The organism is Shewanella putrefaciens (assembly GCF_016406305.1).
Taxonomy (GTDB): Bacteria; Pseudomonadota; Gammaproteobacteria; order Enterobacterales; family Shewanellaceae; genus Shewanella; species Shewanella putrefaciens_C.
This window is the reverse complement of the sequence record NZ_CP066369.1, coordinates 2,932,853-2,958,301: the sequence shown is the minus strand read 5'-3', so window position 1 is coordinate 2,958,301 and position 25,449 is coordinate 2,932,853. Positions and strand designations below refer to the sequence as shown.

Annotated in this window: 17 protein-coding genes and 1 riboswitch; of the genes, 5 read left to right on the top strand and 12 right to left on the bottom strand. The window is 46.9% G+C overall.

Annotated features, from left to right (window positions below; genetic code table 11):
- Positions 1-36: 36 nt before the first annotated feature.
- From JFT56_RS12815 to JFT56_RS12790, 6 genes are all read right to left on the bottom strand, one after another.
- Complete coding sequence (locus tag JFT56_RS12815) at positions 37-654, bottom strand: acyltransferase (protein WP_198780461.1); 618 nt, start codon at positions 652-654, stop codon at positions 37-39.
- On the bottom strand, positions 655-1,389 hold the full coding sequence (gene tsaA, locus JFT56_RS12810; RefSeq protein ID WP_198780460.1) for a tRNA (N6-threonylcarbamoyladenosine(37)-N6)-methyltransferase TrmO: 735 nt from the start codon (positions 1,387-1,389) through the stop codon (positions 655-657). It lies immediately after the preceding gene.
- A gap of 115 nt (positions 1,390-1,504) precedes the next feature.
- Entirely contained in the window at positions 1,505-1,885 is a 381-nt protein-coding gene (rcsF, locus tag JFT56_RS12805) for an Rcs stress response system protein RcsF (protein ID WP_198780459.1), read from the bottom strand.
- A gap of 77 nt (positions 1,886-1,962) precedes the next feature.
- The gene (locus tag JFT56_RS12800) at positions 1,963-3,273 is read right to left on the bottom strand and encodes an amidohydrolase family protein (protein ID WP_198780458.1); all 1,311 of its coding nucleotides are present in this window, start codon (positions 3,271-3,273) and stop codon (positions 1,963-1,965) included.
- Entirely contained in the window at positions 3,273-6,347 is a 3,075-nt protein-coding gene (locus tag JFT56_RS12795; protein ID WP_198783568.1) for an amidohydrolase family protein, read from the bottom strand. Before JFT56_RS12795 ends, JFT56_RS12800 begins: the two co-directional genes overlap by 1 nt.
- Positions 6,348-6,565: 218 nt before the next feature.
- Complete coding sequence (locus JFT56_RS12790; RefSeq protein WP_007649501.1) at positions 6,566-6,958, bottom strand: H-NS family nucleoid-associated regulatory protein; 393 nt, start codon at positions 6,956-6,958, stop codon at positions 6,566-6,568.
- Between the two features lie 311 nt (positions 6,959-7,269).
- Here JFT56_RS12790 and JFT56_RS12785 point away from each other — a divergent pair, with 311 nt between their 5' ends.
- From JFT56_RS12785 to JFT56_RS12775, 3 genes are all read left to right on the top strand, one after another.
- Positions 7,270-8,019: an electron transfer flavoprotein subunit beta/FixA family protein gene (locus tag JFT56_RS12785; RefSeq protein ID WP_198780457.1), complete on the top strand. Its 750-nt coding sequence runs from the start codon at positions 7,270-7,272 to the stop codon at positions 8,017-8,019.
- The gene (locus JFT56_RS12780; RefSeq protein WP_198780456.1) at positions 8,020-8,946 is read left to right on the top strand and encodes an electron transfer flavoprotein subunit alpha/FixB family protein; all 927 of its coding nucleotides are present in this window, start codon (positions 8,020-8,022) and stop codon (positions 8,944-8,946) included.
- Positions 8,947-9,041: 95 nt separating this feature from the next.
- Positions 9,042-9,238: riboswitch (Lysine riboswitch) on the top strand.
- Positions 9,239-9,319: 81 nt separating this feature from the next.
- Positions 9,320-10,888: a Na+/H+ antiporter NhaC family protein gene (locus JFT56_RS12775; protein WP_198780455.1), complete on the top strand. Its 1,569-nt coding sequence runs from the start codon at positions 9,320-9,322 to the stop codon at positions 10,886-10,888.
- Between the two features lie 76 nt (positions 10,889-10,964).
- Here the strand turns inward: JFT56_RS12775 and JFT56_RS12770 are convergent, their stop codons facing one another.
- Positions 10,965-13,115 carry a M3 family metallopeptidase gene (locus JFT56_RS12770; RefSeq protein WP_198780454.1) on the bottom strand — a complete coding sequence of 717 codons (2,151 nt, stop codon included), beginning with the start codon at positions 13,113-13,115 and terminating at the stop codon, positions 10,965-10,967.
- A 223-nt stretch (positions 13,116-13,338) separates the two neighbouring features.
- On the bottom strand, positions 13,339-15,438 hold the full coding sequence (locus tag JFT56_RS12765) for a multiheme c-type cytochrome (RefSeq protein ID WP_198783567.1): 2,100 nt from the start codon (positions 15,436-15,438) through the stop codon (positions 13,339-13,341).
- A 539-nt stretch (positions 15,439-15,977) separates the two neighbouring features.
- On the opposite strand from JFT56_RS12765, the gene JFT56_RS12760 reads away from it, so the two are divergent.
- Both JFT56_RS12760 and JFT56_RS12755 read left to right on the top strand, forming a co-directional pair.
- The gene (locus JFT56_RS12760) at positions 15,978-16,571 is read left to right on the top strand and encodes a thymidine kinase (protein ID WP_198780453.1); all 594 of its coding nucleotides are present in this window, start codon (positions 15,978-15,980) and stop codon (positions 16,569-16,571) included.
- Between the two features lie 307 nt (positions 16,572-16,878).
- Entirely contained in the window at positions 16,879-19,962 is a 3,084-nt protein-coding gene (locus tag JFT56_RS12755; protein ID WP_198780452.1) for a transglycosylase domain-containing protein, read from the top strand.
- Positions 19,963-20,086: 124 nt separating this feature from the next.
- Here the strand turns inward: JFT56_RS12755 and JFT56_RS12750 are convergent, their stop codons facing one another.
- From JFT56_RS12750 to JFT56_RS12735, 4 genes are all read right to left on the bottom strand, one after another.
- Positions 20,087-21,466: a sigma-54-dependent transcriptional regulator gene (locus tag JFT56_RS12750; RefSeq protein ID WP_198780451.1), complete on the bottom strand. Its 1,380-nt coding sequence runs from the start codon at positions 21,464-21,466 to the stop codon at positions 20,087-20,089.
- Entirely contained in the window at positions 21,463-23,274 is a 1,812-nt protein-coding gene (locus JFT56_RS12745) for a sensor histidine kinase (protein WP_198780450.1), read from the bottom strand. Before JFT56_RS12745 ends, JFT56_RS12750 begins: the two co-directional genes overlap by 4 nt.
- Positions 23,275-23,375: 101 nt before the next feature.
- Entirely contained in the window at positions 23,376-24,773 is a 1,398-nt protein-coding gene (locus tag JFT56_RS12740) for a TRAP transporter large permease (protein ID WP_198780449.1), read from the bottom strand.
- Complete coding sequence (locus JFT56_RS12735) at positions 24,773-25,423, bottom strand: TRAP transporter small permease (RefSeq protein WP_198780448.1); 651 nt, start codon at positions 25,421-25,423, stop codon at positions 24,773-24,775. The genes JFT56_RS12740 and JFT56_RS12735 overlap by 1 nt, the downstream gene beginning before the upstream one ends.
- Positions 25,424-25,449 lie beyond the last annotated feature (26 nt).

The following is a 25,449-nucleotide window of genomic DNA, read 5'->3' as shown; positions in this document are numbered from 1 at the left end:
TAGCGTAGCGCTCTCGATTCTAGCTTCTGATTATGTTCACTTATCCCGCCTATCGCCGATCACTTTGGCGGGGTTGCCAGCGACTATGGCCCAGTCAGGGATATCTTTGGTCACTATACTGCCCATGCCGACTACGGCGTGATCGCCAATGGTGACGCCATCGACTATGCCGGCCTGTGCGCCAATCCACACATCTTTGCCTATGACAATACCTTTAGAGTTGGCGCTCTGTTGATATATCGGTGCATTGGGTGCCATGCCGTGGTTAAAGGCATAGATAGTCACATTATTGGCGATGCGGGTTTGATTACCTATCTTGATACCCACTCTACCGCCATCAAAGGAGCAACCATGATTAATCGCCACTTCATCGCCCATCATAATAGGGCCATGTAAAAAACAGTCGGCGGCGATCATGCAGCGGTTGCCCATGCGAATATCCCGATTGGGTTCGGCAAATAGCTGTGCTTCGGGGGCGATAAAACATTGCTCGCCTATTTGCACTGTTTCGAGGGCGCAAAGTGTGGCTTGGATTTCATCCTGCCAGGGTTTGGCCCAGACTAAATGTTTCTCTTTTAAAGAAAAATACAGCCATGGCATCCAAGAGAGACGCTTTTTATGTTGGCTTTGATAATCAGGCAAAGACGCAGACATTTAGCCACATTTCCCCGGTTTGAGTTCTAATACCAAGATGTATTCTTGCTCATTGTCATCAACCGCCATTTGCCAAAATACATCTAAATCATAGAGAGCGACTTGATATAACTTAGGATCATCTTTGGCTTTTTTATAGGCAGGTCGCGGATCTTGGCCGAGTACGCCGCGGATCAGCAGGGCTAAATCTGTGTAGCTGTCCTGCTCGGCGTAGCGTTCAATTTGGACGTTGGCATGGGCAGAAAACACTACCGAAATTAAATGGGGCGCTTCCTGGGCGATTCCTCCTATCGCATCGGTAATGGAATCCGAGAAGGGAATATAGGGCTTAATATCAATAATCGGCGTGCCATCGAGGAGATCCATCCCGGAAATTTCGAGGCACACTTTGCCCTTACGTTGTACTACGCCGTGGAGTTTTACGACCGACTGACCAATGCCATTGGGCCTAAAGGTGGAGCGAGTCGCGAAGACGCCGAGTTTTTCATTGCCACCTAAACGGGGCGGGCGCACTGTGGTTTTCCAGCCTTGGGCAAGATTCTCATGGAAGCAAAAGAGTAACCACAGATGGGAGTATTGCTCGATACCTCGCACCGCATCGATATGATTCACATGGGGTTCGAGCTCGACATAGCCGCGGGCTTCAACCAATCCGGGTTGCCTTGGGATGCCAAACTTTTGTTTATAGGGGGTGCGGCATGTCGCGACGGCGACAATATGGTTGGTAAATGTCATGCAAAAAATTACCTAAAAGGCTAAATATAACAACCGCATAAACTCAGTGTTAAGCGGTTGATATGGGCAATCGCAGATCATGGCATCGCCAGAGTACACTTGCTATATGTGATGCTTATTCTGGGGTAGCCGTTTTGATGGCTTGGCCGACGCATAGGGCGCGACTGATACAACCTTGGGCCGCCTCTTCAAACATCACACATTGCTTAATGATAATACCGTTTGCGCTTTTATCCGCTGCGGCGCGGCGCGCCTCGGTTCTGGCATCCGCGAGTGACGCGGGTACGGCATTGATATCGGCTTGGCAAGATTCGCCTTGTACTAACCCCTTTAATTCATAGTGACCTTTAGGCAAGGTATCACCTTCATAGAGGGTAACATCGGAGGCCTTGAAATAGTCATCGATTGCCTCACCGTTCAAATTACTGTTAAAACTGTAGTCGCTGGCACAGGCACTGAGCAGTAGCACTAATGCACTTGAGAGGATCATCTTCATGGTTTGACCTGAGTTTGAGGGGAAAACTGCGCAGTCTTAAAGACTGCGCCGATGCGATATTATTATCTGAGCAAATTCTACCGCTTAAGGTACTTTTGATAAAGCTGCTGATGGCGATTATTCAGATCTATCTGCCGTCCTTCAATCCAGATAGCCACAATCTTATTGGTCATAGGGTCGAGAATGTCCCCCTCACTGAGCACGACACTGCCTTGATATCCCACGGCAATTGCCCCTAAATCTTCTACCCCTAACAGGGTTGCCGCATCTAGGGTGACAGATTTGAGTGCTTGCTCTGGCGTTAAACCATAGGCGGCGCTGTAACCTGCTGCATAGGGGAGGTTGCGGCTATTCCAATCCGATGAGAACCCAAGGGCAAAGGGGATACCCGCATTGGCGAGCAATGATGGGATCTTAAAGGGCAAGTCCACGGGTTCATCTTTACGTTTAGGCAGGCTCAAGGTATGGGGATAAATAACGCTGGCATTGACTTCCCTCAGGATTGAGGCCAAGCGCCATGCGTCATAGCCGCCGACAATCACCAGTTTGAATTGGTATTTTTTCGTCAGTGCGATAACTTGCTCAATTTGTCCAACCGTATCGGCATGGGCGAATAGGGTTGCTTTACCTTGGTACAGTGGCAACATGGCCTGCCACCGCAGATTTTTACTGCTGGACTGATTGCCTTCATCCCCGTTTTTATGTTGATCACTTAAAAAATAACGATAGCCATCCTCAAAGGCTGCGTTGAGTTTATCTATAGCCTGTTGATTTTTCTCGATGGCTTTGGCTTTCTCTTTTTCATCTTCGGGCATGCGTTTGATGTGCGGCCAGTAGAGATGAAATTGCCCAGCACTGGGCTTGAGTGCATCTTCAATCGTCCAAGCATCGAGATTCACCAGCACCGATTGCCCCGCTAACCCATCGCCGCTGGGGACGATTTGGGCGTGGGTAATACCGTTATAGCGTATGGTGGGGATAAGTTCTGAATCCGGGTTATAGGCGCTTGCTGTGCTAATTTGTGGATTAAAGTCGCCGACCTCGGCGTTATCGACTGTGGGGCGGCTCATCTCAATTTCGACTAAACCTAAGCTAGTATCGAGGGCAATCAGCCCAGGATACAAATGTTTACCGCTCGCATCGACGATATGAATCTCAGCTCCCCCGGCAGCGGTGGGATTTACTGGGCTCCCCACTGCGGTAATTTTGCCATTCTCAATTAACACATCGGTATTACTGAGCACACCTTGGCTGACGGTGTGGACTGTGGCGTTTTTAATCAGCACAGTGTGGCTTTGCTTTGGTGTTGGCACTATATCGTTGGCGCTCGCTGTGGGGATGGCGCCCAGTAATGCCGCAAATAAGAGCGTTGTCGGTAAAAGTTGCATTATTTGGCTCCCTGATGAGTGTGGCCCCATGCCAGATAGTGGGTATCGCAGTGCCACTGGGGTTCGTTGAGTGGCGTGACTTTTTCACCCGCTTTGGCTTTATCATCACTGCTGAGAATTTTTTGAATAAGTTGGGCGCGCTCATTGACTATGGCCTGCTGGGCGAGTTGGTCTTGGTCACGGTCAAAATAGCGTTTCCCTTCAACCCAGGCTTGGCTCACCTTAGCGTAAATAGACAGCGGCTCTGCGTTCCACAGCACGATATCGGCCATTTTCCCTGGGGTCAGAGAGCCCACGTATTCATCGACTCTTAACTGCTTAGCGGGATTGATGGTGACCATATTCCAAGCATCTTCTCTCGACATATTGCAATACATCATCGACTTAGCCGCTTCTTGGTTGAGTCTGCGCTGCATTTCATAATCGTCTGAGTTAATGCTGGTGGTCACACCTTTGTTTTGCATCAGGCACGCATTTTGTGGGATAGCGTCATACACCTCAAATTTATAGGCCCACCAATCGGCAAAGGTAGATGCGCCGGCACCATGGGCGGCGAGCTCGCTGGCGACTTTGTAACCTTCGAGCACATGGGTAAAGGTTTGCACTTTAAAGCGATAAGCCTCGGCTAAACGCAGGAACATTAAGATCTCAGACTGCACATAGGAGTGGATATGCACATCGCGCTGTTGATTTAATACCTCGGCGACGGCCTGCAGGCGATAGCTTGGCCGCGGTGCAATGGTTTTCTTTTTCTCACTGCTGCGTAGTTCATCATAGGCCTTAAGGGCATTTTCATAGGCGATGGCGGCGTCGAAGGTTTCTGCAAATAACGCTTTAACCCCCATGCGAGTCTGTGGGTAGCGCTGCACAAACTTTTCACCCCAGTTGCTCTGTTTTACGTTTTCACCAAGGGCAAATTTGATGCTCGTTGGCGCGTTAGCAAATTTAAGTTGCTCGGCGCTTTCTCCCCATTTCATCTTGATCAGTTGCGATTGGCCGCCGATAGGATTCGCGCTGCCGTGAAGTAATTGTGCGCTGGTGACGCCGCCTGCTAAGGCGCGGTAGATTGAAATATCTTCGGGATTGAGCACATCGCCAATACGCACCTCAGAGGTGACTGCATCAGTCCCTTCATTTGTGCCACCATTGATGGCGATATGGGAATGTTCATCGATAATACCCGCAGTTAGGTGTTTGCCCGTTGCATCGAGCACTTGATAACCTGAAGGCGTACTGAGTTGTTGACCAATTTTCTCGATGCGGCCATTGGCCATCAACAGATCGGCATGTTCGAGAATGCCTTGTTTGTCCGAGGTCCACAGGGTGGCATTCTTGATATGCAGTTTTTCAACCTTAGGCGCTTCGTTCAGACCATAGGCAACATTGGGGTAGGTGAGTTGACTCACTAGAGCTGTGTTTGCCGTTATTTTGGGGTCTTGCGGTTTTATTTGCCCATCGTTTGCTCTGATGGTCACACCGGCAACATGGGTGCTGCGGCTTTGGGCATCGACCATACGTCCCTGAATACCATCCTTAGCCAGCCATAGGGTAAAACGGCTGATGCCTTGGATACCGGCGGCGGTAAGATTGGCATTAAAACTGACTCTACCGTCATCCTCTAGGGTGAGGTTGGTGAGCGAGATAGTTTGTTCACCGCTACTCAAGCTCCCCTGAAACTTAGGTTTATCGTCTTTGCTGATATCTTGCAGCGATAAATCCAGCGTGAGGTTAATGAAACTTAATTGGTAATCACCCAGTAATTTAGCCTGCGAAAGTGAGCGAATACTCTGCTCTTGGCCCTGTAACCAAACGCTATAGATCTGGCCATCTTTAAAGATATTGCCCTTAGTGACCACAAAGTCGGCCATATATCCTGGGGCGAGTTTGCCAGCAAAATCTGCCGTCCCCGCCATTTCGGCGGCTTGGATGGTGAGTGCCGCTAAGGCTTGTTCTTCGGTTAACCCTTGGGCAACGGCTTGGCGTAAACGTGGCCAAAAAGCATCGCTCTTAATGCCGTATTGAGTTAAGGCAAAGGGAATTGCGGCTTTGGCGACGGCGGCAGGATTTGTTGGCGCACGCTCCCATTGTCTTAAATCAGCCAGTGACACCTCACGGTCGGCATCATCGGTACCAACATCGGGAGCTTGTGGGTAATTGAGCGGTAAAATCAGCGGATAGTTCAAGGCCTTTAGCTCATTAATACGAGCGTATTCCTGACCACTTCCTAAAAGATTGGCGGGCTGTTGATGTTCTTTGAGTAGGTGAGCCGCGCGTAATAAATCATTGAGATTTTTAGTTTCAAAGACAATTGGCTTCTCGGCTAAATGATCTAATTTTTCAAAGGCGATATTAAACTCAAACGGGGTGTTTATTGTGCTATTGGCGGATTTATGCTTATTTTGGTTATACCAGTTGGCATCGGCAAAGGTTTGTCTGATCAGCGCAATACTCCCCATTAATGAATTGGGGTAATCTTGTTCGGATGTGCCTTTATCAAATGCCATAAAAGGTTGAGTTCGCGCTCGATAAATCACTTCATTAGCGGTTTTATCGGCTAAGGACAAACTAACACCTGTGCCGCGAAAAATGCCATCGAGCTTACTACTTTGCACACTGGTAAAGCCGTTATTGATCCAATCCTTTGCGCGTTCCTTATTGGGATAAACGTAATTAAACCATTCTTTTTCTGCATGAATTGCCCCGTTTTCGGCATTGCCACCTATACGTTTAATATCATATACGGGACGGGTTAAGCCGAGTTTGGGATATTCAAACTCAATTCCATAATCAGTGAAGGGATCGATAAAGCCTGGGTAGATAGTGTAACCCGTGAGGTCGATTTGTAATGCAGAGGCGGGTATATCTCCGTGCTCAATAATGGCTTTAATTCTATTATTTTCAACCAATAGAGTGGCATCTGTTAGTCGTTTCCCCGGCGCGACAATTAATTCTGCGTGGGTAAAAGCGGTTAACTTATTGACGGGTTGTACTGGATTCCCTTGGGCAAAAATACTGAGGGGAACAAAGCTACTTATTATGCCGCAGCTTATTATTATCTTATTGTTTATCTGCATGTTTTTATTCGAATAGAGGCGGGTGGATAAAGAGTAACTGAAAGTCGGGGGAAATACTAAGGCTGAATTGTAACGCAATTTTAGCATTGACTGTAATTCGGAACGCCAGTCTGTTTTGGACGAATGAGACATAAAAAAACTCGCCCAACGGCGAGTTTTTTTATGTTACCTAACTGTAATGCGTCATCGCTATTCCAGTGCGGTACTTTTAAGTTGGATTAGATTAAGAAATCATCCATAGAACGACCTTTGTTGATCTCGTTCTTAAATACGGTTGGCATACGGCCTTGGCCTGTCCACTGAACCATTTCACCGTCAACTTCAATTTGATATTTTGCTGGACGAGGAGCACGCTTTTTGCTGGCCGCTTTAACCGCTACACCACCTAAGTCATCGATGGATAAACCAACAGCTTCCATTTGTTGACGGATTTCTTCAATCTTAGCGTTACGAGCAGCGATGGCTTGCTGTTCTTCTTCTTCCATTGATTCACGTTCAACTAGAATTTTATCTAGTTTAGCGGCTAAATCACGCAGTTCTTCTACGCTGAGATCTTTTACCGCAGCTTTAAAACGACGACCGTGAGTTAATATTTCTAAAAATTCGCTCATATCTATTTTCGTCCCACTCTATTTTTAATACAGGATAATGGTGAACAACCCCTAAATGATAGAAACTAATATAGCTCGAATCAAATAAAATTACGCAATATTGAGAAATTAAATATTATTTAAATTTTGAACTTTTTTATATATGGCAAATAAGTGTTCAAAAATGTGGCCATCGGTGCGCTATTAAAAAATGCAAACAGGCGTTTGACTTTAGTTGACGTTAACGTTAACAGGACGTAAAGTTGCTCTATCCTGCATTGGTAACGACCAATGTTTTGTCCATGTACATGAAAGTGTAGGAAGGAAACCCTATGAAAGTATTGGTGCCTGTTAAGCGTGTTGTTGATGCCAATGTGAAGGTCAGGGTCAAAGCTGACAACACAAGCGTTGATACCGCAAACCTCAAAATGGCGTTGAACCCTTTTTGTGAAATCGCAGTAGAAGAAGCGGTTCGTTTGAAAGAAGCGGGCAGTGCTACTGAAGTGGTGGTCGTTAGTATCGGTAATAAAGCCGTTCAAGAACAATTACGTACTGCGCTGGCACTTGGTGCCGACCGTGCAATCCATATCGATACTGAAGACGAGCTAGTGCCTTTATCTATCGCCAAACTCCTTAAGGCTGTACAGGAAAAAGAGCAGGCCGAATTGGTGATTTTTGGTAAGCAGTCTATCGATGGTGACAATAACCAAACTGGGCAAATGTTTGCGGCATTAACGGATATGCCACAAGCGACGTTTGCCTCTGAAATTAAAGTCGAAGGTCAGTCGGTGCAAGTCGCCCGTGAAATCGATGGCGGCATGCAGACTCTGAACCTACCCCTTCCTGCGGTAGTGACTGCCGATTTACGTTTGAATGAACCCCGTTACGCTTCATTGCCAAACATTATGAAGGCGAAACGTAAGCCTTTGGATGTCATGACGATTGCCGATTTAGGTGTGACCTTAAAAAACCATCAAACCCTAGTGAAAGTGACGCCACCTGCAGAGCGTAAAGCAGGCATTATGGTTGCGTCGGTAGCTGAGCTAGTCGAAAAGTTAAAAAATGAAGCGAAGGTGATCTAAATGGCCATTTTAGTATTAGCTGAACATGATAATGCGGCTCTGAAACTCGATACCGCCAAGGTTGTCACTGCGGCGCGTGCCATTGGTGAGGATGTGCATGTATTAGTTGTTGGTCATCAATGCGGTGCCGTTGCCCAATCTGCACAAACACTACAAGGTGTTAGCCAAGTTTTGCTTGCCGATGCCAGTGCCTATGAAGCGCACCTTGCGGAAAATGTCTCAAAATTGCTGGTGGATTTAGCGCCTAATTACAGCCATATACTTGCTGCCGCATCGAGCTTTGGCAAAGATGCTATGCCAAGGGTGGCGGCATTATTAGACGTGGCACAACTCTCAGAGGTGATTGCCATTGTAAATGCCGACACTTTTGTGCGTCCTATTTATGCGGGCAATGCCCTAGCGACAGTGCAAAGCCACGATGCGATAAAAGTCATGACTGTGCGTGCCAGTGCATTTGATGCCACGGCAGAGGGTAACAATGCAGCCGTGACGGTAGTTGACAAAGTGTTTGAGGCGAAAACGCAGTTTGTTTCTCAATCCTTAACGGTTTCTGCCCGTCCTGAATTAGGTAATGCTGGGATTATCGTTTCCGGTGGTCGCGGCATGGGCAGTGGTGAAAACTTCGGCATGTTAGAGCAACTGGCAGATAAGCTTGGTGCCGCAGTTGGTGCATCACGGGCCGCGGTTGATGCTGGCTTTGTACCTAACGATTTACAAGTGGGTCAAACCGGTAAAATCGTTGCGCCAAACCTGTATATTGCCGTCGGTATTTCCGGTGCGATCCAGCATTTAGCGGGCATGAAAGACGCGAAAGTCATCGTTGCCATCAATAAAGATCCCGAAGCACCCATTTTCCAAGTGGCCGATTATGGCCTCGAAGCCGACCTGTTTGATGCTGTCCCTGAGCTGATTGCGAGTCTCGGTTGATTTTATCCGTGATCTAGGTCACAGTAAGCGGCTTTGCGGTAGCATCTGCTTAGCCGCTTATGTTTTTATGTGCCTCACGCCCGCGCATGGGCGTTCTTAGAAGTAGAGGCGCGCCAAATATCAGTAGTGATCAGTAGGGTGATTCCGTTGATCGATTGCGAAAGGATTTGGTGCCGAAGTGGTTCGATTTATCACGATCAACTGCTGGGGTTGTACTTAATAGGTGCAGCACTGCCATAGTATTTTCTGATATGGATATTAGAAATAGTTACTATGGAGCGCTACTGATAGGACAGGTGACCTTGGGTATCTATTGCCTTTTCCCCACCAGTTCAGTCGCCCTCCATTCGTATTTTTGACGAAGAAATAATCAATGACTGTTATGAGTTATGCCGATTCGGCGCTTTCTTTGCTGCCGCCAGTGGTAGCGATTGTATTGGCGATTTTAACTCGCCGTGTCCTCCTCTCCTTAGGTTTAGGTATTGTGATTGGGGTTTTATTGCTCAATCAATTTTCGCCTCTTGCCAGCGGTGAGTTTTTATTTAATAGCATTAAGGGGCTTATTTGGGCCGATGGTGCTGTTAATTCTTGGAACTTATATATTCTCGGTTTCTTAATTGTACTGGGTATGATCACCGCACTGATTACTGTCAGTGGCAGTGCCCGGGCATTCGCCGATTGGGCTCGCTTACATATTCGCAATAAACGCGATGCCAAATTACTGACCATGTTTTTAGGCTGTGTAGTCTTTATTGACGACTATTTCAATAGCTTAGTCGTTGGCTCCGTCGCTAGACCCGTTACCGACCGCTACTATATTTCCCGTGCTAAGTTGGCGTATTTATTGGATTCAACGGCGGCGCCCGTGTGCGTTATTTCCCCCGTTTCGAGCTGGGGGGCTTATATTATTGCGTTAATTGGCGGGATTTTAACGGCGCACGGTTTTGCTGATACGGGCCATTTGAGTGTATTTATTCAAATGATCCCAATGAATTTCTACGCAATTTTCTCGCTGTTGTTATTACTCTGTGTTGCTTTTATGGGGCTAGATATTGGCCCTATGCGCGAGCATGAGCTCAATGCCCAGCGCGGTAATTTATACGATGAAACTAAGGGGTTACCTCCTGGCGCCAATGCCGACCTCCCCGAAGCGGAAAGCGGTAAAATCTTAGGCCTATTCCTGCCGATCACTGTGCTGGTATTTGCAACCCTGTATTTTATGATCGACAGTGGCGCTCAGGTTTTGGCAAAAGAAGGTATTGAATTTAATATTATTTCAGCCTTTGAGAAGACAGATGTTAGTTCGTCATTATTCTTTGGCTCCTTAGCAGGTTTAGCGGTTGCCTTAGTGGTGAACCTTGCGCAAGGGGTTGAGAAAGCTATGGTGGTGAAAGGCGTTGTGCAGGGCGCCCGCTCTATGTTGCCGGCAATTTATATCCTGCTATTCGCCTGGACAATCGCTGGGGTTATTGGCCAACTCGAAACGGGTAAGTTTATGGCCAGCCTCGCGACGGGTAATATCCCCTTCGCGTTTCTCCCAGCTTTAATGTTTGTGTTAGCGGGATTAACGGCATTTTCTACCGGAACCAGTTGGGGCACTTTCGGTATTATGCTGCCGATTGCCGCTGATATGGCCATGGGGAGCCACACTGGCATGATGTTGCCTATGCTGGCCTCTGTGCTCGCGGGGGCGGTATTTGGCGATCATTGTTCGCCGATTTCCGATACGACTATTTTGTCGTCTACGGGCGCGAGTTGTCACCATATCGACCATGTGGTCACTCAGTTACCCTACGCCTTGATTGTTGCCTTTATCAGTATGGTGGGTTATGTGGTGCTCGGTTTCACAGAGTCGGTCAATGCGGGCTTAGCAGCCTGTAGCTTATTGTTTGTTATCAGTATTATTTGGCTGAGAATACAGTCTAATCGTGTGGCAAAGTAGTGATTTAGCTTGAGGTTTCAGTTAAAAATCAGCCAGCATATTGCTGGCTGATTTTTTATGGCTTAAGAAGCTATGACTATAGGGTTTGCTTTAAACCGCGACGGTTTAATAGGCCCTCTGTGGTCGGCTCTTGTCCGCGGAAGTTTTTGTAGGCTTCCATTGGCGCTATGCTATTACCTACTTCACGGATAGTTTTGCGGTATTTCATGCCGATGTCACGATTGAGCCCGCCTTGGGTTTGTACATAGGCAAAGGCATCCGCCGCTAAAATTTCACTCCACATATAGGCGTAATAACTTGCCGAGTAACCGCCGGGGAAGGCGTGAGCAAAGTAGGTCGACTTATAGCGTGGTGGCACTGCGCTGATGTTTAAGCCGTGCTTCTTCAGCGCATTGGCCTCAAAGGTGGCTACATCTTGCAGCGGTGCATCTGGGCTTAATGAATGCCACTCCATATCCACTAGTGCGGCGGCCATATATTCTAAGGTGTCAAACCCTTGGTTAAAGCTGCCGGATTTCAGTAGTTTTTGCAGCAGTTCATCGGGGATGGGTTGGCCTGTTTCATAGTGCTTAGCGTAATTTGCTAAGACTTTAGGATGGGCGGCCCAATCTTCTTCAAAGGTCGATGGAAACTCGACAAAGTCCCGTGAAACCGAGGTGCCTGCTAGGCTTGGATAAGTCACTTTAGAGAACATGCCGTGGGTACCATGGCCCATTTCATGGAACATAGTAGTGACTTCGTTATAGCTGACGAATGTGGGTTGACCTTCGGGCGCTTTCTTGATGTTCATTACGTTAACAACGACAGGTTTTGTCCCCTCGAGGTTGGATTGACCGACGAATGAGCTCATCCAAGCACCGCCGCGTTTGCCTTCCCGGGCAAAATAGTCGGCGTAGAAAATCGCCATGCTAGAGCCATCGGCATCAAACATTTCGTAGGCTTTCACATCGGGGTGGTAAACCGGTAAATCTGGGCGGGGTTTTAGGGTAACACCATAGAGTTCTTTAAGGGTGTAGAACACGCCGTCTTCTAATACGCGATTAAATTCGAAGTATGGGCGAACACTATTGGCATCGAGGGCGTATTTTTCTTGGCGGACTTTCTCGGCGTAAAACTCCCAGTCCCAGGGGGCGAGTTCAAACTTGCCGCCAGTCTTGTCGATCATCGCTTGGATATCGGCCGCTTCTTTCTCTGTGTTGGCAACTACTGCAGGCACCATAGAGCCAAACATGCTGTATACCGCCTCCGGTGTTTTTGCCATTTGCGGTGCTAAGCGATAAGTTGCCCAGTTTTCATATCCTAGCAGTGCTGCTCGCTCGGCACGTAGCTGTGCTAAACGCGATACCAGTGAAGCGGTTTCGTTTTCACCAGTTAAGCCACGATTCGCTGAGGCTTCCCAAATACGCTGGCGCAGTTCACGGTTTTCCAGTGAGGCTAATACCGGCTGGCGAGTGGTGTTGGTGATGTTAATCAGATACTTGCCATCGTGGCCAGCGGCTTTTGCATCGTTTGCGGCCGCGGTGATGTCGCTTTCGGTTAATCCCGCAAGCTCACTTTTTGAATCCACTACCACCGCGATTTCTTTGGTTAAACGCAGCAAGCGTTGGGAAAACTCGTTAGTGAGCGTAGATTGTTCTTCGTTTAAGGCGCGGATTTTAACTTTTTGCTCATCGGTAAGCTTAGCGCCCGCCATGATAAAGCGTTGATGGTAGACCTCAATTAAACGCACCGCTTCAGGGGTTAAGCCTAAGTTGTTGCGTTCGTTGTAAAGACTATCAATACGGGCAAAGAGTGCAGGGTTTAAGTTGATATTGTCCGAGTGGGCCGCCATCTTGGGGGCCATCTCACCCTGTATCTTCCGTAGTGCAGGGTTACTGTTTGAGCCAGTTAGGTTATAGAACACGCTTGATGCGCGGGTGAGCAGGGCACCACTTTTTTCCATTGCGACAATGGTGTTATCAAAGGTGGGGGCGGCTGGATTGTTCGCAATCGTGAGAATTTCTTGATAGTGCTCCGCCATGCCTTGTTCAAGTGCTGGCTTAAAATGCTCATCTTTAATCACACTAAAATCAGGTGTTTGATATTGGAGTGTGCTGGCTTGTAGCAGTGGATTATCGGTTTGAATTGCGATGACATTTTGCACTTTAGGATCGCTAGTGCTGCAGCCTGCCAATGTTCCCGTAACGAGTGTCGCGCCGATGGCGATGGCAATAAAACTTTTATGCATAATTAAGTGACTTCCTTAGAATTGTTGTTTTTTAGGACTCTAACCTTAATAACTTAAATAGGTCTGAAAGAACTTAAACGGGTCTGAAAGTGCTTTGTAACAGTTTGTGATTCGAACTAAAAAAGAGCCTCGCATGGGCGAGGCTCCTTTGCTATTTCCTTGCAGGGAAAATAGGTACCGCTTTTTTACTTACTGCTTAATCATGCGATGATGAAATGATTAATTAGCGAGTAAACTTGTGGTATTTATCAATACCAGTACTTCTTCCTGTGTCGTGACATACAGCGCAAGATTCAGAGGTCGGTTGTTTAAACCAGTCAGTAACTTTTGGTATGCTGATTTCACCACCGTTAGTTGCCATATGCGCCTTAGCTGAATCGCTATTATGACAAGCGAAACAGTTTGCTGTGACTGGGCTGGTCATTTTGTCACCTGGCTCGAGGATGTATTGGTTTGGCACTTTGCTTAACTCAATAGCCGTTTCGTGACAGGCAACACAGCTAGTAGAAGCTTCAATTGCGCTTGCACCGTTAGCGGTTTTCGCTTGAGTGCCATCGGCTGCAATTTCACCGACTTTAGCACCTTCACCCCAGTGCCAGCTGTGAACCATAGGGCCAAAACCTGCGCCTAATACTGCTGAAGTACGTGCCATACCATTGTCATGGCAGGCCACACAGGCTTTACCACCTTCGTCGAAGGCCCCATTTTTGTGGAACGCAGTGGCATCATTGTGACAAGTGGTACAGCTGTTATCACTGACGACGGTACGACGTTCAAAGGCAGAGACTTTGGCAGTGGTCACAGGATCAACTACATCAGAGTAAGCGGTAAAGGAAACACCCATAGAGCCGTCATAGCCCTCAGCTCTTAGTTTGCCATTGCTGTAATAACGTTGATTGCCATCGTATTCCATCCAACCCGGAGTACTAAAGGTAACGCGAGCTGAGTAGGCGTAGTTAGCATTTACTGCGCTGATATCCGTCAGTAAATGACAGATATTCTTGGTGCCATCCGCATTGTAACCATAGTAGTAGTTAGTGCGGTTGCCTGGGCGTCCCACTACAGTGTCATTGTCATAGGCATGCAAATAAGCACCGGCATAGACAATAGGTTTCTTAGCATCAAATACCAGAGGATCTGAATAGTTAAAGTTGTCTTTAATACTGAAGATATTACCTTCGGTATCCTTCACTGTCAGCGTGGTACACCAACCTGGGGCGACCACTGCGGCTGCAGCACCTGTTGGGGCATAGTGGTCAGTTTTAGTTGAAATATCATCCACTTTAACGGGTGTTGATAATTCCAGTTTATATTTAGCACGCAGGGCTTGACGCTCTGTGATACCTGTTTTGCTTTCGTGCATAATGCGCAAATCTGCACCATCACTTGGAATGATAGCGCCGGGTACACCACCGCTGTCATGGCAGTCAATACAACCAGGTCCAGCTACGTTGATATTGGTAGGTGCTTCAACGTGGCAGGAAGTACAGTTCATCACGCTGAAATCTTTAGTAAATTCCTGGTGATTCACATGACCAATTTTTGATAGAGTGTTGGTTGCATAACCACCGATAGAGAAACCTTCGGTATTTTTAACACCTTTGCTTACAGAACCGTGACAAGCTAAACAACCTTCAACAAAGGTGACTTCGCTGTCCATACCGCTAGCAACATAACTCGCATGACGACGTGGGCTGGTTGAGTAGTCAATATGGCAAGAGTAGCAACTGTCCGTCGTTGTAGAGTGGGTGCCCTCAGGTTTGTTCACCACTAATGGTTGAGAGGTCGCAATACCATCGTTACCACCGACACGTAACCAAACGATACCTTCAGTGCTGGGGTTAACACCTTTCATTGGTGCTTTAAATTGGTATTTGCCATCGTCGATGGCGGTGAGCGTGGCCCCTTCGGTTGCTTCGGTTGCCGCTCCACCTATATGGACATTATCTGCAACCCCATTAATATCGGTTTCGGTACGGTTGTTGATAAAACCCTTATCGGTTAAGGCTGCAACTTTAGCTTGAGCTTTTAACAATCCATTGATTGGGCTGCCATTTTCATCGGTAATCTCGAATTCATAAGTGATACTACCTTCATCGAAGTTGTAGCTTAGCACTTTGACATTGGTTGCCGTCGAACTGGTGACTACAGGTGGTGTCCATGGCTCGCCAGGTGTTCCTGGTGTGCCAGGCGTCCCTGGAATGCCGGGCGTTCCTGGTGCGCCATCGGCACCATCTTTGCCATCATCGCCACAACCAACAAGGGCTCCTGTTAGTGCTAAGGCAACGAAGTAAGCCAGTTTTCTAGAGGTGAAAATTCTCATCATAATCTCCAATTGATCCAATATGCATATAAAGGACGGATTGCAGCACTAAAGTTTGCAGGGGGAGATTAGTGCTTTGAACCGTAGGTTTTAATTTGCAAGCTATCGAATACTTTATTTTTTTAATTGAGCACAAATTGGCTCAAAGTGGATATTAGAGTTAATTGGTTGTTGAATTTTTGAACTTTACCGCATTTATACCTATTACTTTGGAGGTAGATCTCATTTTTAACATTTAGTATTCATTACTTTTTCCTTATAAAACAATATTTAAGATTCAGTTAAGGTTAATTTAACAACTGACCGTATTTACGTTGATTTAACAAATGCTGTTATTCTTATACGATTAGTCAAATCAGTTAGCTGTCATTTCGGTGGATTTTTAGACATGCAAACGGGGGATTTATGGCGCCATAGCTGAATTTCCCCTTAAAGCTTGGGGCTAGCTAGTATTCTGATTGGGTGCCTAATGGTAGACTATTGCTCAATTTAGCGCTGGCGACAGACGTGAATAAATAACGTTTCTAAGGGTATTGGTTTTGGCACAACTCTATTTTTACTACTCAGCAATGAATGCGGGTAAATCTACTTCCTTATTACAATCGTCCTATAACTACCGCGAGCGCGGGATGAATACCTTAGTGATGACGGCCTCGATCGATGATAGATACGGTAAAGGTAAGGTTGCTTCCCGCATCGGAATTGAGACTGAAGCACAGGTTTTTAGTAGCCAAGATAACCTTGTCGAGATGATCCAATCAGCACATCAGGCAATGCCACTGAGTTGCGTGTTGGTGGACGAGTGTCAGTTTTTAAGTAAAGAACAGGTGAAACAATTAACCTATATTGTTGATAAGATAGATATTCCTGTGCTGTGTTATGGTCTGCGTACGGACTTCCAAGGGGAGCTTTTTAGCGGTAGTCATTATTTGCTTGCTTGGGCCGATAAGTTAGTCGAGTTGAAGACTATCTGTCATTGTGGCCGCAAAGCTAACATGGTGGTGCGCCTCGATGGTGATGGCAAGGTGATGCGCGAAGGTGAGCAAGTGGCGATTGGTGGTAACGAAAGTTATGAATCGGTTTGCCGTAAGCATTTTCGTGAGTTTATTTGGGATGAGCCCATTACTGCCTGAGGCAATCATTTCAAAAGCACAAGTGGTGAATATTTTTAGGTAAACCACTTTGAGATGAAGAGCTAACTCATTAAAATAGCGAAAAATCTGACGACAAATTGGATTACACCCAAGGAAGTCATCGTTGATGTACAGGAAAAGGAAATCCTCCGATGGGTGAAATCAGCACTGTCTGAAGGTTGAGTGGCCAAGCACTTGGTCGTCAACCTCTGTTGCTAGCATGAGTGGGCTATCAGATCCCCACGTAAAAAAGTGATTTTAGTGATTTTAGTGATTTTAGTGATTTTAGTGATTTTTTGGAGCAGTTTTGCCTAATTCTACGCAAGAGATGAAGTTCGAAAATTATCGTCCTCGTCCGCCGCAACCCGAACCTAAGACCAAGCCTGAGCGTAAGGCGAGATCTAAGGGACGTGCATGGTTTCTATTTTTTATTTTGATACTCTGTTTAGCCATTTTAATTGGCCAAGAGATTAAGACTTCTTTTTATCAGGCAAAATACATTAACCAATATGCCCAAAAACTCACCTATGAGTTGAGAAGCGAACCAACATCATCGGTTATCTACCCAAGTTATGGTCCATTCGATGAGCGCCATGGTTACAGTAAATTGCCCCAGTATATCGACAGATTATTGCAGCGTAATTTTCAGATCACTCAGCAAGTGGCATTTTCGCCGGCATTGCAGGAATATGCCCAATTAGGATTTTTCCCGCCTTACCATGAGAAAGCGCAATCGGGACTCACTTTACTCGACTGCCGTAACACCGATCTATACGAGTTTACCTACCCTAAACGTGTCTATCAGGATGACGATAAGATCCCTAACGAGATCATCAATACCTTACTGTTTATCGAAAACCGAGAGTTATGGACAACCGAAGAGAAGCTTAACCCAGTGATCGATTGGCCACGATTTGTGGTGGCGGGAATGAGTCAAATTGCTGAAATGCTAGGGATGAATGTCTCCACTGCGGGTGGTAGTACGCTGGCGACCCAGATTGAGAAATTTCGCCATTCTTCCCAAGGTTTAACCTTGAGCATTAAAGATAAATTGCTGCAGATTGGTTCTGCCACTGTGCGTGTGTATCAGCAGGGGGAAAAAACGGAACCCGCCCGTAAACGTATAGTTCAAGATTATTTAAATACCGTGCCTTTATCCTCGGCGCCCAATCACGGCGAAGTGCATGGGATTGGTGATGGACTTTGGGCATGGTTTGGTACCGATTTCGATACGGCAAATCAGTTATTAGCCTCACCCCAAATTAAAGCCAATGCGGCTAAGCGTGGGCAAGTGTTCCGCCAAGTGGTTGCCCTGATGATTGCCCAGCGTCGACCTTCCTATTATTTGTTACAAGGTCATGAAGATCTTGAAAATTTAGTCGATAGCCACATTCGATTGCTCGGTCAATATTACCTGATAGACCGTGGCCTAAGGGATGCTGCATTAGCACAAAGATTGCAATTTAAGGTAGCTAAACCCCAACGCAATACCCAGTCATCGGGGGCCGATAAAGGCGTTAACACTATCCGTATCCGCACTGCGGGAATGTTAAACGTTGGCTTATATGATTTAGACCGATTAGATCTTACGGTCAATAGCAGCTTGCACAGTGAATTGCAGCAACAGGTCAGCCATTACTTGCGCAGCCTTGGAAAAGTGTCAACCGCGGAGCAGGTCGGCCTCTTGGGCGAGCGTTTACTGGAACCCAGCCAACTGCAAAATGTGCTCTATAGTTTTACCTTATACGAGCGTACCGATACGGCTAACCGCGTTCGGGTACAGACCGACAGTACCGACCAACCCTTTGATATCAATGAAGGAAGTAAGTTAGAACTTGGCTCGACCGCGAAACTGCGTGTATTAGCGACCTATCTGGAAATCATTGCTGAAATCCACGATAAGTATTCGAAAAAGCACGGGATTGAATTAGAGTCGATCATCATCGAACCTCGGGATCACTTAACGCGCTGGGCTATCGATTATTTGATTGCTAACCCAGATAGACGCCTCGACCGCATGTTAGATGCTGCCCTGCAACGGGAATATTCCGCGTCGCCAAATGAGCAGTTCTTCACCGGTGGTGGATTGCATGTGTTTAATAACTTTAAAAAGACGGAGGATCTTAAAACTCCGACCATGTACCAGGCGCTGCAAGACTCGATTAACTTGCCCTTTGTGCGCTTGATGCGTGACATAGTGAACTACAGCAGCAGTATGCAAAATGAAGGCAATATGGCCCAACTGCTGCGTAATGATAAAGATCCCCGCCGTGAGGAATATTTACGGATATTTGCCGACCGTGAAGGCAATACCTTTGTGACTAAGTTTTACCGTAAATATAAGAAAGTGGCGCCTAACGAACGCTTAGAGCTGTTCTTTGATGGTCAAACCCAAGCGGAGCAACAGCTCACGGCGGCCTATCGGTATTTGCAGCCCAATGAGTCTATCGCCTCCTTTAAGGCCTTTTTACAGCAGCGCTTGCCACAAAATAGCTACAGCGATAAGCGCATTAAAGAGCTGTATAACAAGTACGGCCCAGAGAAATATAACTTGCCTGATCAAGGTTATATCGCGCGGGTTCATCCCTTAGAACTATGGGTACTCGATTATTTAAATCAGCATCCCGAGGCCAACCTAAACGATGTGAAAGAGGCCAGTAAGGATGAGCGCCAGGAAGTGTACCGTTGGCTCTTTAGAACTAGGCATAAGAACGCCCGTGATGTGCGGGTACGGGTGATGCTAGAGGTCGAGGCCTTCCTCGATATTCACCAACGTTGGGCGCGTTTAGGTTATCCCTTTGAATCTATGGTGCCTTCTTTAGGGTCGGCGCTGGGCAGTTCGGGAGATAGGCCCGCAGCCCTGGCCGAACTGATGGGGATTATTCAGAACGATGGCGTAAGATTAGCCACAGTGCGTATTAATCAATTGCATTTTGCGGCTGATACTCCCTACGAGGTTCGGCTGCAAAATCAACATACCCAAGGTGAACGCGTGATGCGCCATGAGGTGGCTCAAGCGCTCAAGGCGGCATTGGGTAACGTAGTGCAAAATGGCACTGCAAGGCGTTTAAAAGGCATTTTCACCGATGAGAATGGGGCAATGTTGGCCATAGGCGGCAAAACGGGCACGGGGGACAACCGCATTGTGACCCAAATGCAGCAGGGCCGAAAAGTCGCCACGACGGCGATGAATCGTACTGCCACCTTTGTGTTTTATTTAGGGGATAATTATTTTGGTACCCTAACGGCCTTTGTGCCGGGCAGTAAGTCTGATGATTTTAGCTTTACCTCAGCGCTGCCGTTGCAGGTGATGAAGGGCATGATGCCGATCCTTGCGCCCTATGTGAAAAATCAAAAGGGAATGTGTGTCGTTGAATCGGCGATGGAATAGTTGTCGAGATGAAATAGTTGTCGACATGAAATAGTTGCCAAGTATTTTTGATAGTGGGCTTTGCTAAGATAACTATTTATTTTACCAAGAGAAACCCCGCGTAATTTACGCGGGGTTTTGTTTATTACTCATCTAAATTCACATACTGTTTTCGGTCTAAGTCATATTTACGCATTTTGTCGTATAAGGTTTTACGGGGCAGTTCGAGTTGCTCCATCGTTAGCTTAATGCTGCCCTTATTATGGCTTAAGGCTTCTTCAATCAGCACCCGCTCAAAAAACTCGACCCGTTGCAGCAATGACATGCTGGAGTGCAGGCTAGGGGTATTTCCTAGGCTACCGGCAAAGGCGGCTTCTCCCCCGAGGAGCACGTAACGCTCGGCGAGGTTTCTGAGTTCTCGCACATTACCCGGCCAGTCGTGTGAGGTGATAATGGCATTTTGCTCGGCATTGAGGGGGATAAGCGCCTTGTGGTATCGCGCCGAGGCGACTCGAGCAAAGTGTAAAAATAACAGGGGGATATCTTCACGGCGATCCCTCAGCGGCGGGATCGGCACTGTGACCAAGTTTAAACGGTAGAGTAAGTCTTGGCGAAATTCCCCCGTGTCACATAGGCCCTTTAAATCCACCTTAGTGGCTGCAATAACACGAATATCTAAATTGATACTCTTATTTGACCCGAGGCGCTCCACCTTACGATCCTCAAGTACCCGCAGCAGTTTGACTTGCAGCGACAGCGGCGTACTTTCAATCTCATCTAAAAATAACGTGCCGCCATTAGCGTATTCAAATTTACCTATGCGCATTTTATCTACGCCGGTAAAGGCGCCGGCTTCGGCACCAAATAACTCGCTTTCAATAAGATTTTCAGGGATGGCGCCACAGTTAATGGCAACAAAATTGGCTTGGTTACGGCTGCTATGGTCATGTAAATAACGGGCTACTAGCTCTTTGCCTGTGCCGGTTTCGCCTTCAATTAACACATCGGCAGGGGTATCTATCACTTGATCTATGATATGGCGCATGCGGTTAATGCCAGCACTGTGACCTAAAATCCGCGGGCCTGGAAGACTTTGACTTTCTAACTCTTTCTTTAATTTACGGTTTTCTAAGGTTAGGCTGCGCTTGTCAAGGGCGCGTTTCACCACATCGAGCATGTGTTCGTTGTTGAAGGGTTTTTCGAGGAAATCATAGGCGCCTTGCTTTAATGCGTTGACCGCCATGGCAATATCACCAAAACCTGTGAGTAGCACTACGGGGAGATCGGGGTCCTGTTGGCGAATTTGCTGCATCAGGCTGATGCCATCGAGTTGTGGCATATTGACGTCGGAGATCACGACCCCTGCCCAGTCTTTGTCCAGTAATTTAGCTATGCCTTTAGGTTCAGTGCTGGCGAGGGCTTTAATGCCTTCGAGTTCAAATAGCTGTACTAAGACAGTGCCTATATGAACCTCATCATCGATGATAAGCACCGAATAGTCTTGGATTGATGTGGGCAAACTCATATTGACGGGCGTTCCTCGAGCAAATAAATCGGTAAAATAATGTGAAAAATAGCGCCGCCGTCTTCGGCATTGGCGACATTGATCTGACCCTGCATAGATTCAATAATACGTTGGGAGATAGATAATCCTAGCCCAAGGCCATGGCGTTCGTTAGTGGTGAAATAGGGCTCGAAGATTTTTTCCATTTGGCTTTCCCTGACACCGGGCCCGGAATCTTGGATGCTGATACAGAATTTATCTTCACTGGTGACGCGAATAATCAAACGCCGTTTAACCGAGAGTTGCATGGCGACAATAGCGTTACTCATAATATTGACAAACACTTGCTGTAATCTCACTTTATCGCCCCAGACTTGGTATTGTCCTTCGGGCAATTGTACATCTAATTCAACCCCTTGCTTGTCAATTTCGGGTTGTACTATCGTCAGTGCCTGCTTAATACAGCGGTTAATATCGGTGGCGCTGTCGTTGCCCTGGCTCTTGCGGGTAAAACTTTTAAATTGGCCGACAATATCGGCGAGCCTATCTGTGAGTTCGATAATAATCTTAAGATTATCCAATGCCTTATCCTGCATATTCCGGGCAAGAAAAGTTTGAGTATTCTGCGCATAGCTGCGCAGGGCGGCTAAGGGCTGGTTGAGTTCATGGTTAATACTGGCGGACAGACTGCCTATCACGGTTAATTTAGCCGCTTGGATCAACTCATCTTGGGTATCTTTTAGGCGATTGTTTGCCTGTAGCAGATCTTGAGTTCGCTCTTCAACCCGTTGTTCGAGCAGGTTTTGCGCCAGCTGCATGCGTTGCAGGTTGCGACGTCGCTCACTGCTAAAGAGAATGCCCAGTGCCAGCAATAGATAAATGGAGGCCGACAATAACATCATTGCAGGCATAGACTCGAGCAGCGGCTTCATCGGCGAGAGAATATGCACGCGCCAACCCGCCTTGGTCATCAAATGATGGGTGTCCATATACTGGGCTAGGGCATTGCCCGTGCGTATTTGATAAATATGATCGCCGTTGTTGCCCTTTTCTTGGTATTGGGGCTTCATTAACAATTCGCCTATGGGGCGTTCAGCGTAGCGTTTTGAGGCATTCAGTGCATACTGTTTTGCTTGCGTCAGCGGCGTGAGAGACGTTAGGCGCCATTCGTCGACGCTGGAAATAAACACTATGTCGTCGGGATCGCTGATCAAAAATTGATATTGGCCCGCCATCGCTATGCTAGTGCTTTGCTGTTCTATATCGGCAATATCCACTTTGACGATAATGGCCCCGAGTATGCCTTTGCCTCCCCGTTGATAAATGGGATACGAAAAGTAAAAACCGCGCTTATCTGAGCTCGTTCCCACCGCATAATAACGGCCTAAATTTCCCGAGATGGCATCGGTGTAATAGGGTCTGAAGGAATAGTCTTTACCGATAAAAGAGAAGCTCTGTTGCCAGTTACTGGCGGCAATGGCAATCCCTAATGCATCGATAAGATAAATATCTGATGCTTCTGTAACATGCTGGATTTCCTCTAAATAGAGGTTTAATTCTTGGATTTTGTTCGGGTTTTGCTGATCGTTAAGCACATTAGCCAGCATAGGATTTGTTGAGAGCACATGGGGAATGCTTTCGTAGCGGGAGAGGGCGCCATCTAAAAAGCTAACGAGTTCCTTTAATTGTTTTTCCGATTGCTGTTGGATCTCCACTTTGCCCTGATGTAAATGCACCCAATAGGTTAATTTCAAAATGGCGAATAGGCCCGCGAGTAGCGCTATGGTCAGAAGAAGACGTTTCTTGGCTTTGGGCGTCATGGGTAGCATTGCGGGTAATCCTGATTATCACTTAAGGCAAAACAAAGCGAGCCTGAGTAGGCTCGCTTAAAAACTAACTAGAATCAAGGAATAATCTTTATCCCTTGTGATTAATATCCGTTCAGCTTATCGAGCAGTTCGGGTAAAAACAGTGATATTTGTGGCACATAGGTGATAAGGACTAAGAAGACCAACATCAGGACTAACCACGGGAGCACAGATTGGATAACCCAACCAATACTGCGGCCTGTGATCCCCGCCGTCACGAAGAGGTTGAGTCCCACCGGCGGTGTTAGCATTCCAATCTCCATGTTCACCACCATGATGATGCCTAAATGGATAGGATCAATCCCTAACTGGGTTGCGATGGGGAAAAGGATTGGCGCCATAATCAGCACAATGGCGGACGGCTCCATAAAGTTACCCGCAGCCAGCAGCAGTAAGTTAACGATGATCAGGAAGCCCCAAGCGGGTAAGCCCATACTGACTATATATTCGGCAATAATGTGTGGAATGCGCTCTGTGGTTAACACATGGGCAAACAGCATAGCGTTAGCTATGATAAACAGCAGCATAATGCTGACTTTCACGCCATCACGCACGACATGACGCACTTCTTTGTCAATCGGGGTTTTAATCAAGCCTAGCACCATATGGGCTAAGTTACGCCCGCATGCCGCGACTAGGTTTTCATTTGGGTTGCGCCATGCAACATTCTTCAATGGGCCAATATCGCGGTAGCCAAATACGGCAATAAAGTACGCATAGACACATGCGACGGCCGAGGCTTCGGTTGGACTTGCTACGCCGCCATAGATGGAACCTAATACGATAAAGATCAGCGCCAATCCGCCGAGGGCTTTACTACTGGATATCCCAAGTTGCTTAAAACCAGGAAAAGGGCGTGACGGCAGATTCTTGAAACGGGCGACGATATAAATGGCGACCATTAGCAGTAATCCCATCATTAAACCAGGGATTAGGCCCGCCATAAACATTCTGGCCGCTGACACTTCCGTTGCCGCCGCATAAACCAACATCACAATCGAAGGTGGGATCAAAATGCCAAGCGTACCCGAAGTAGTAATCACGCCCGCGGCGAATTTTTCGGGGTAACCGGCTTTCACCATACCCACGATAACGATAGAACCAATCGCCGCAACGGTTGCTGGGGATGAACCTGAAACTGCGGCAAATAGCATACAGGCCATCACGGATGCCATGGCTAAACCACCACGGACATGTCCTATACTGTCCATCGCAAAATCAATAATCCGCCTTGCTACACCGCCAGTAGATAAAAATGCAGAGGATAAAATGAAGAATGGAATAGCTAATAGGGTGTAATGTTCCGAAGTGGATTCATATAGCTTTAGGGCGACAGAAGCTAAAGAATCATTCGAAAATAATAAAATGGTCAGCATGCTGGAGAAACCGAGCGCAATCGCGATTGGCATGCCTAAAAACATACAGCCGAATAGGACGATAAATAGTATTGCAATCGTCATTATTTATCCCCTTTTTGAGTCTTGTTATGGTCTGCTTCGTCTGCGGGCAGTTTTTTATCGATTAAGTGCATGCTTTCTTTGGCTTCATCGGCAAGGTGGACGCCTGAAGCTTGGTTTCGTAGGATGGCAATAAATAGCTCTAGGAAGCGCCAAGTCAGCATACTGAAACCAATGAGTAAGATGCTTTGTGATAACCAAATAGGGACAGCACCATCTTCTACATCAATCTTAAAGGTGTTCCAAGCAACATCAGGATCGATTGAATGTAGTAAAAACTGAGGGAAATGAATATCTTCCATCGGTACACCGATTTGGTACATTTGGCTTAAATAACTCCAACTGCCTTTTAAAAACAGCCCGCAATAGACTAAACAAATTAAGGTAGTCAGTAGGGCGGTGATTTTTTTGGCCCTTGGTGCTAAGTTTTTAACAAAGGCATCGACACCGATATGGGCACCGACTTTTACGCCATAGGACATACCAAATAACACAAACCAACCACAGAGGGTTAATGTGAGCTCTTGGATCCATAAAAAACCCGTATGGAAGAAAAATCGGGCTACGACCTCGGAAAATACGAGTAGTGTCATTAAGGTGATCAAAAGATTGAGTACACCTTCTTCAAAGTAACCAAAAATTCGCGATATCACAGCTGTACCCCCCTCGCTCAAATACC

Coding starts and splice junctions, on each gene's coding strand:
- JFT56_RS12815 (WP_198780461.1), bottom strand. CDS start 654: ATGTCTGCGTCTTTGCCTGATTATCAAAGCCAACATAAAAAGCGTCTC.
- tsaA (WP_198780460.1), bottom strand. CDS start 1,389: ATGACATTTACCAACCATATTGTCGCCGTCGCGACATGCCGCACCCCC.
- rcsF (WP_198780459.1), bottom strand. CDS start 1,885: ATGAAGATGATCCTCTCAAGTGCATTAGTGCTACTGCTCAGTGCCTGT.
- JFT56_RS12800 (WP_198780458.1), bottom strand. CDS start 3,273: ATGCAACTTTTACCGACAACGCTCTTATTTGCGGCATTACTGGGCGCC.
- JFT56_RS12795 (WP_198783568.1), bottom strand. CDS start 6,347: ATGCAGATAAACAATAAGATAATAATAAGCTGCGGCATAATAAGTAGC.
- JFT56_RS12790 (WP_007649501.1), bottom strand. CDS start 6,958: ATGAGCGAATTTTTAGAAATATTAACTCACGGTCGTCGTTTTAAAGCT.
- JFT56_RS12785 (WP_198780457.1), top strand. CDS start 7,270: ATGAAAGTATTGGTGCCTGTTAAGCGTGTTGTTGATGCCAATGTGAAG.
- JFT56_RS12780 (WP_198780456.1), top strand. CDS start 8,020: ATGGCCATTTTAGTATTAGCTGAACATGATAATGCGGCTCTGAAACTC.
- JFT56_RS12775 (WP_198780455.1), top strand. CDS start 9,320: ATGACTGTTATGAGTTATGCCGATTCGGCGCTTTCTTTGCTGCCGCCA.
- JFT56_RS12770 (WP_198780454.1), bottom strand. CDS start 13,115: ATGCATAAAAGTTTTATTGCCATCGCCATCGGCGCGACACTCGTTACG.
- JFT56_RS12765 (WP_198783567.1), bottom strand. CDS start 15,438: ATGAGAATTTTCACCTCTAGAAAACTGGCTTACTTCGTTGCCTTAGCA.
- JFT56_RS12750 (WP_198780451.1), bottom strand. CDS start 21,466: ATGAGTTTGCCCACATCAATCCAAGACTATTCGGTGCTTATCATCGAT.
- JFT56_RS12745 (WP_198780450.1), bottom strand. CDS start 23,274: ATGCTACCCATGACGCCCAAAGCCAAGAAACGTCTTCTTCTGACCATA.
- JFT56_RS12740 (WP_198780449.1), bottom strand. CDS start 24,773: ATGACGATTGCAATACTATTTATCGTCCTATTCGGCTGTATGTTTTTA.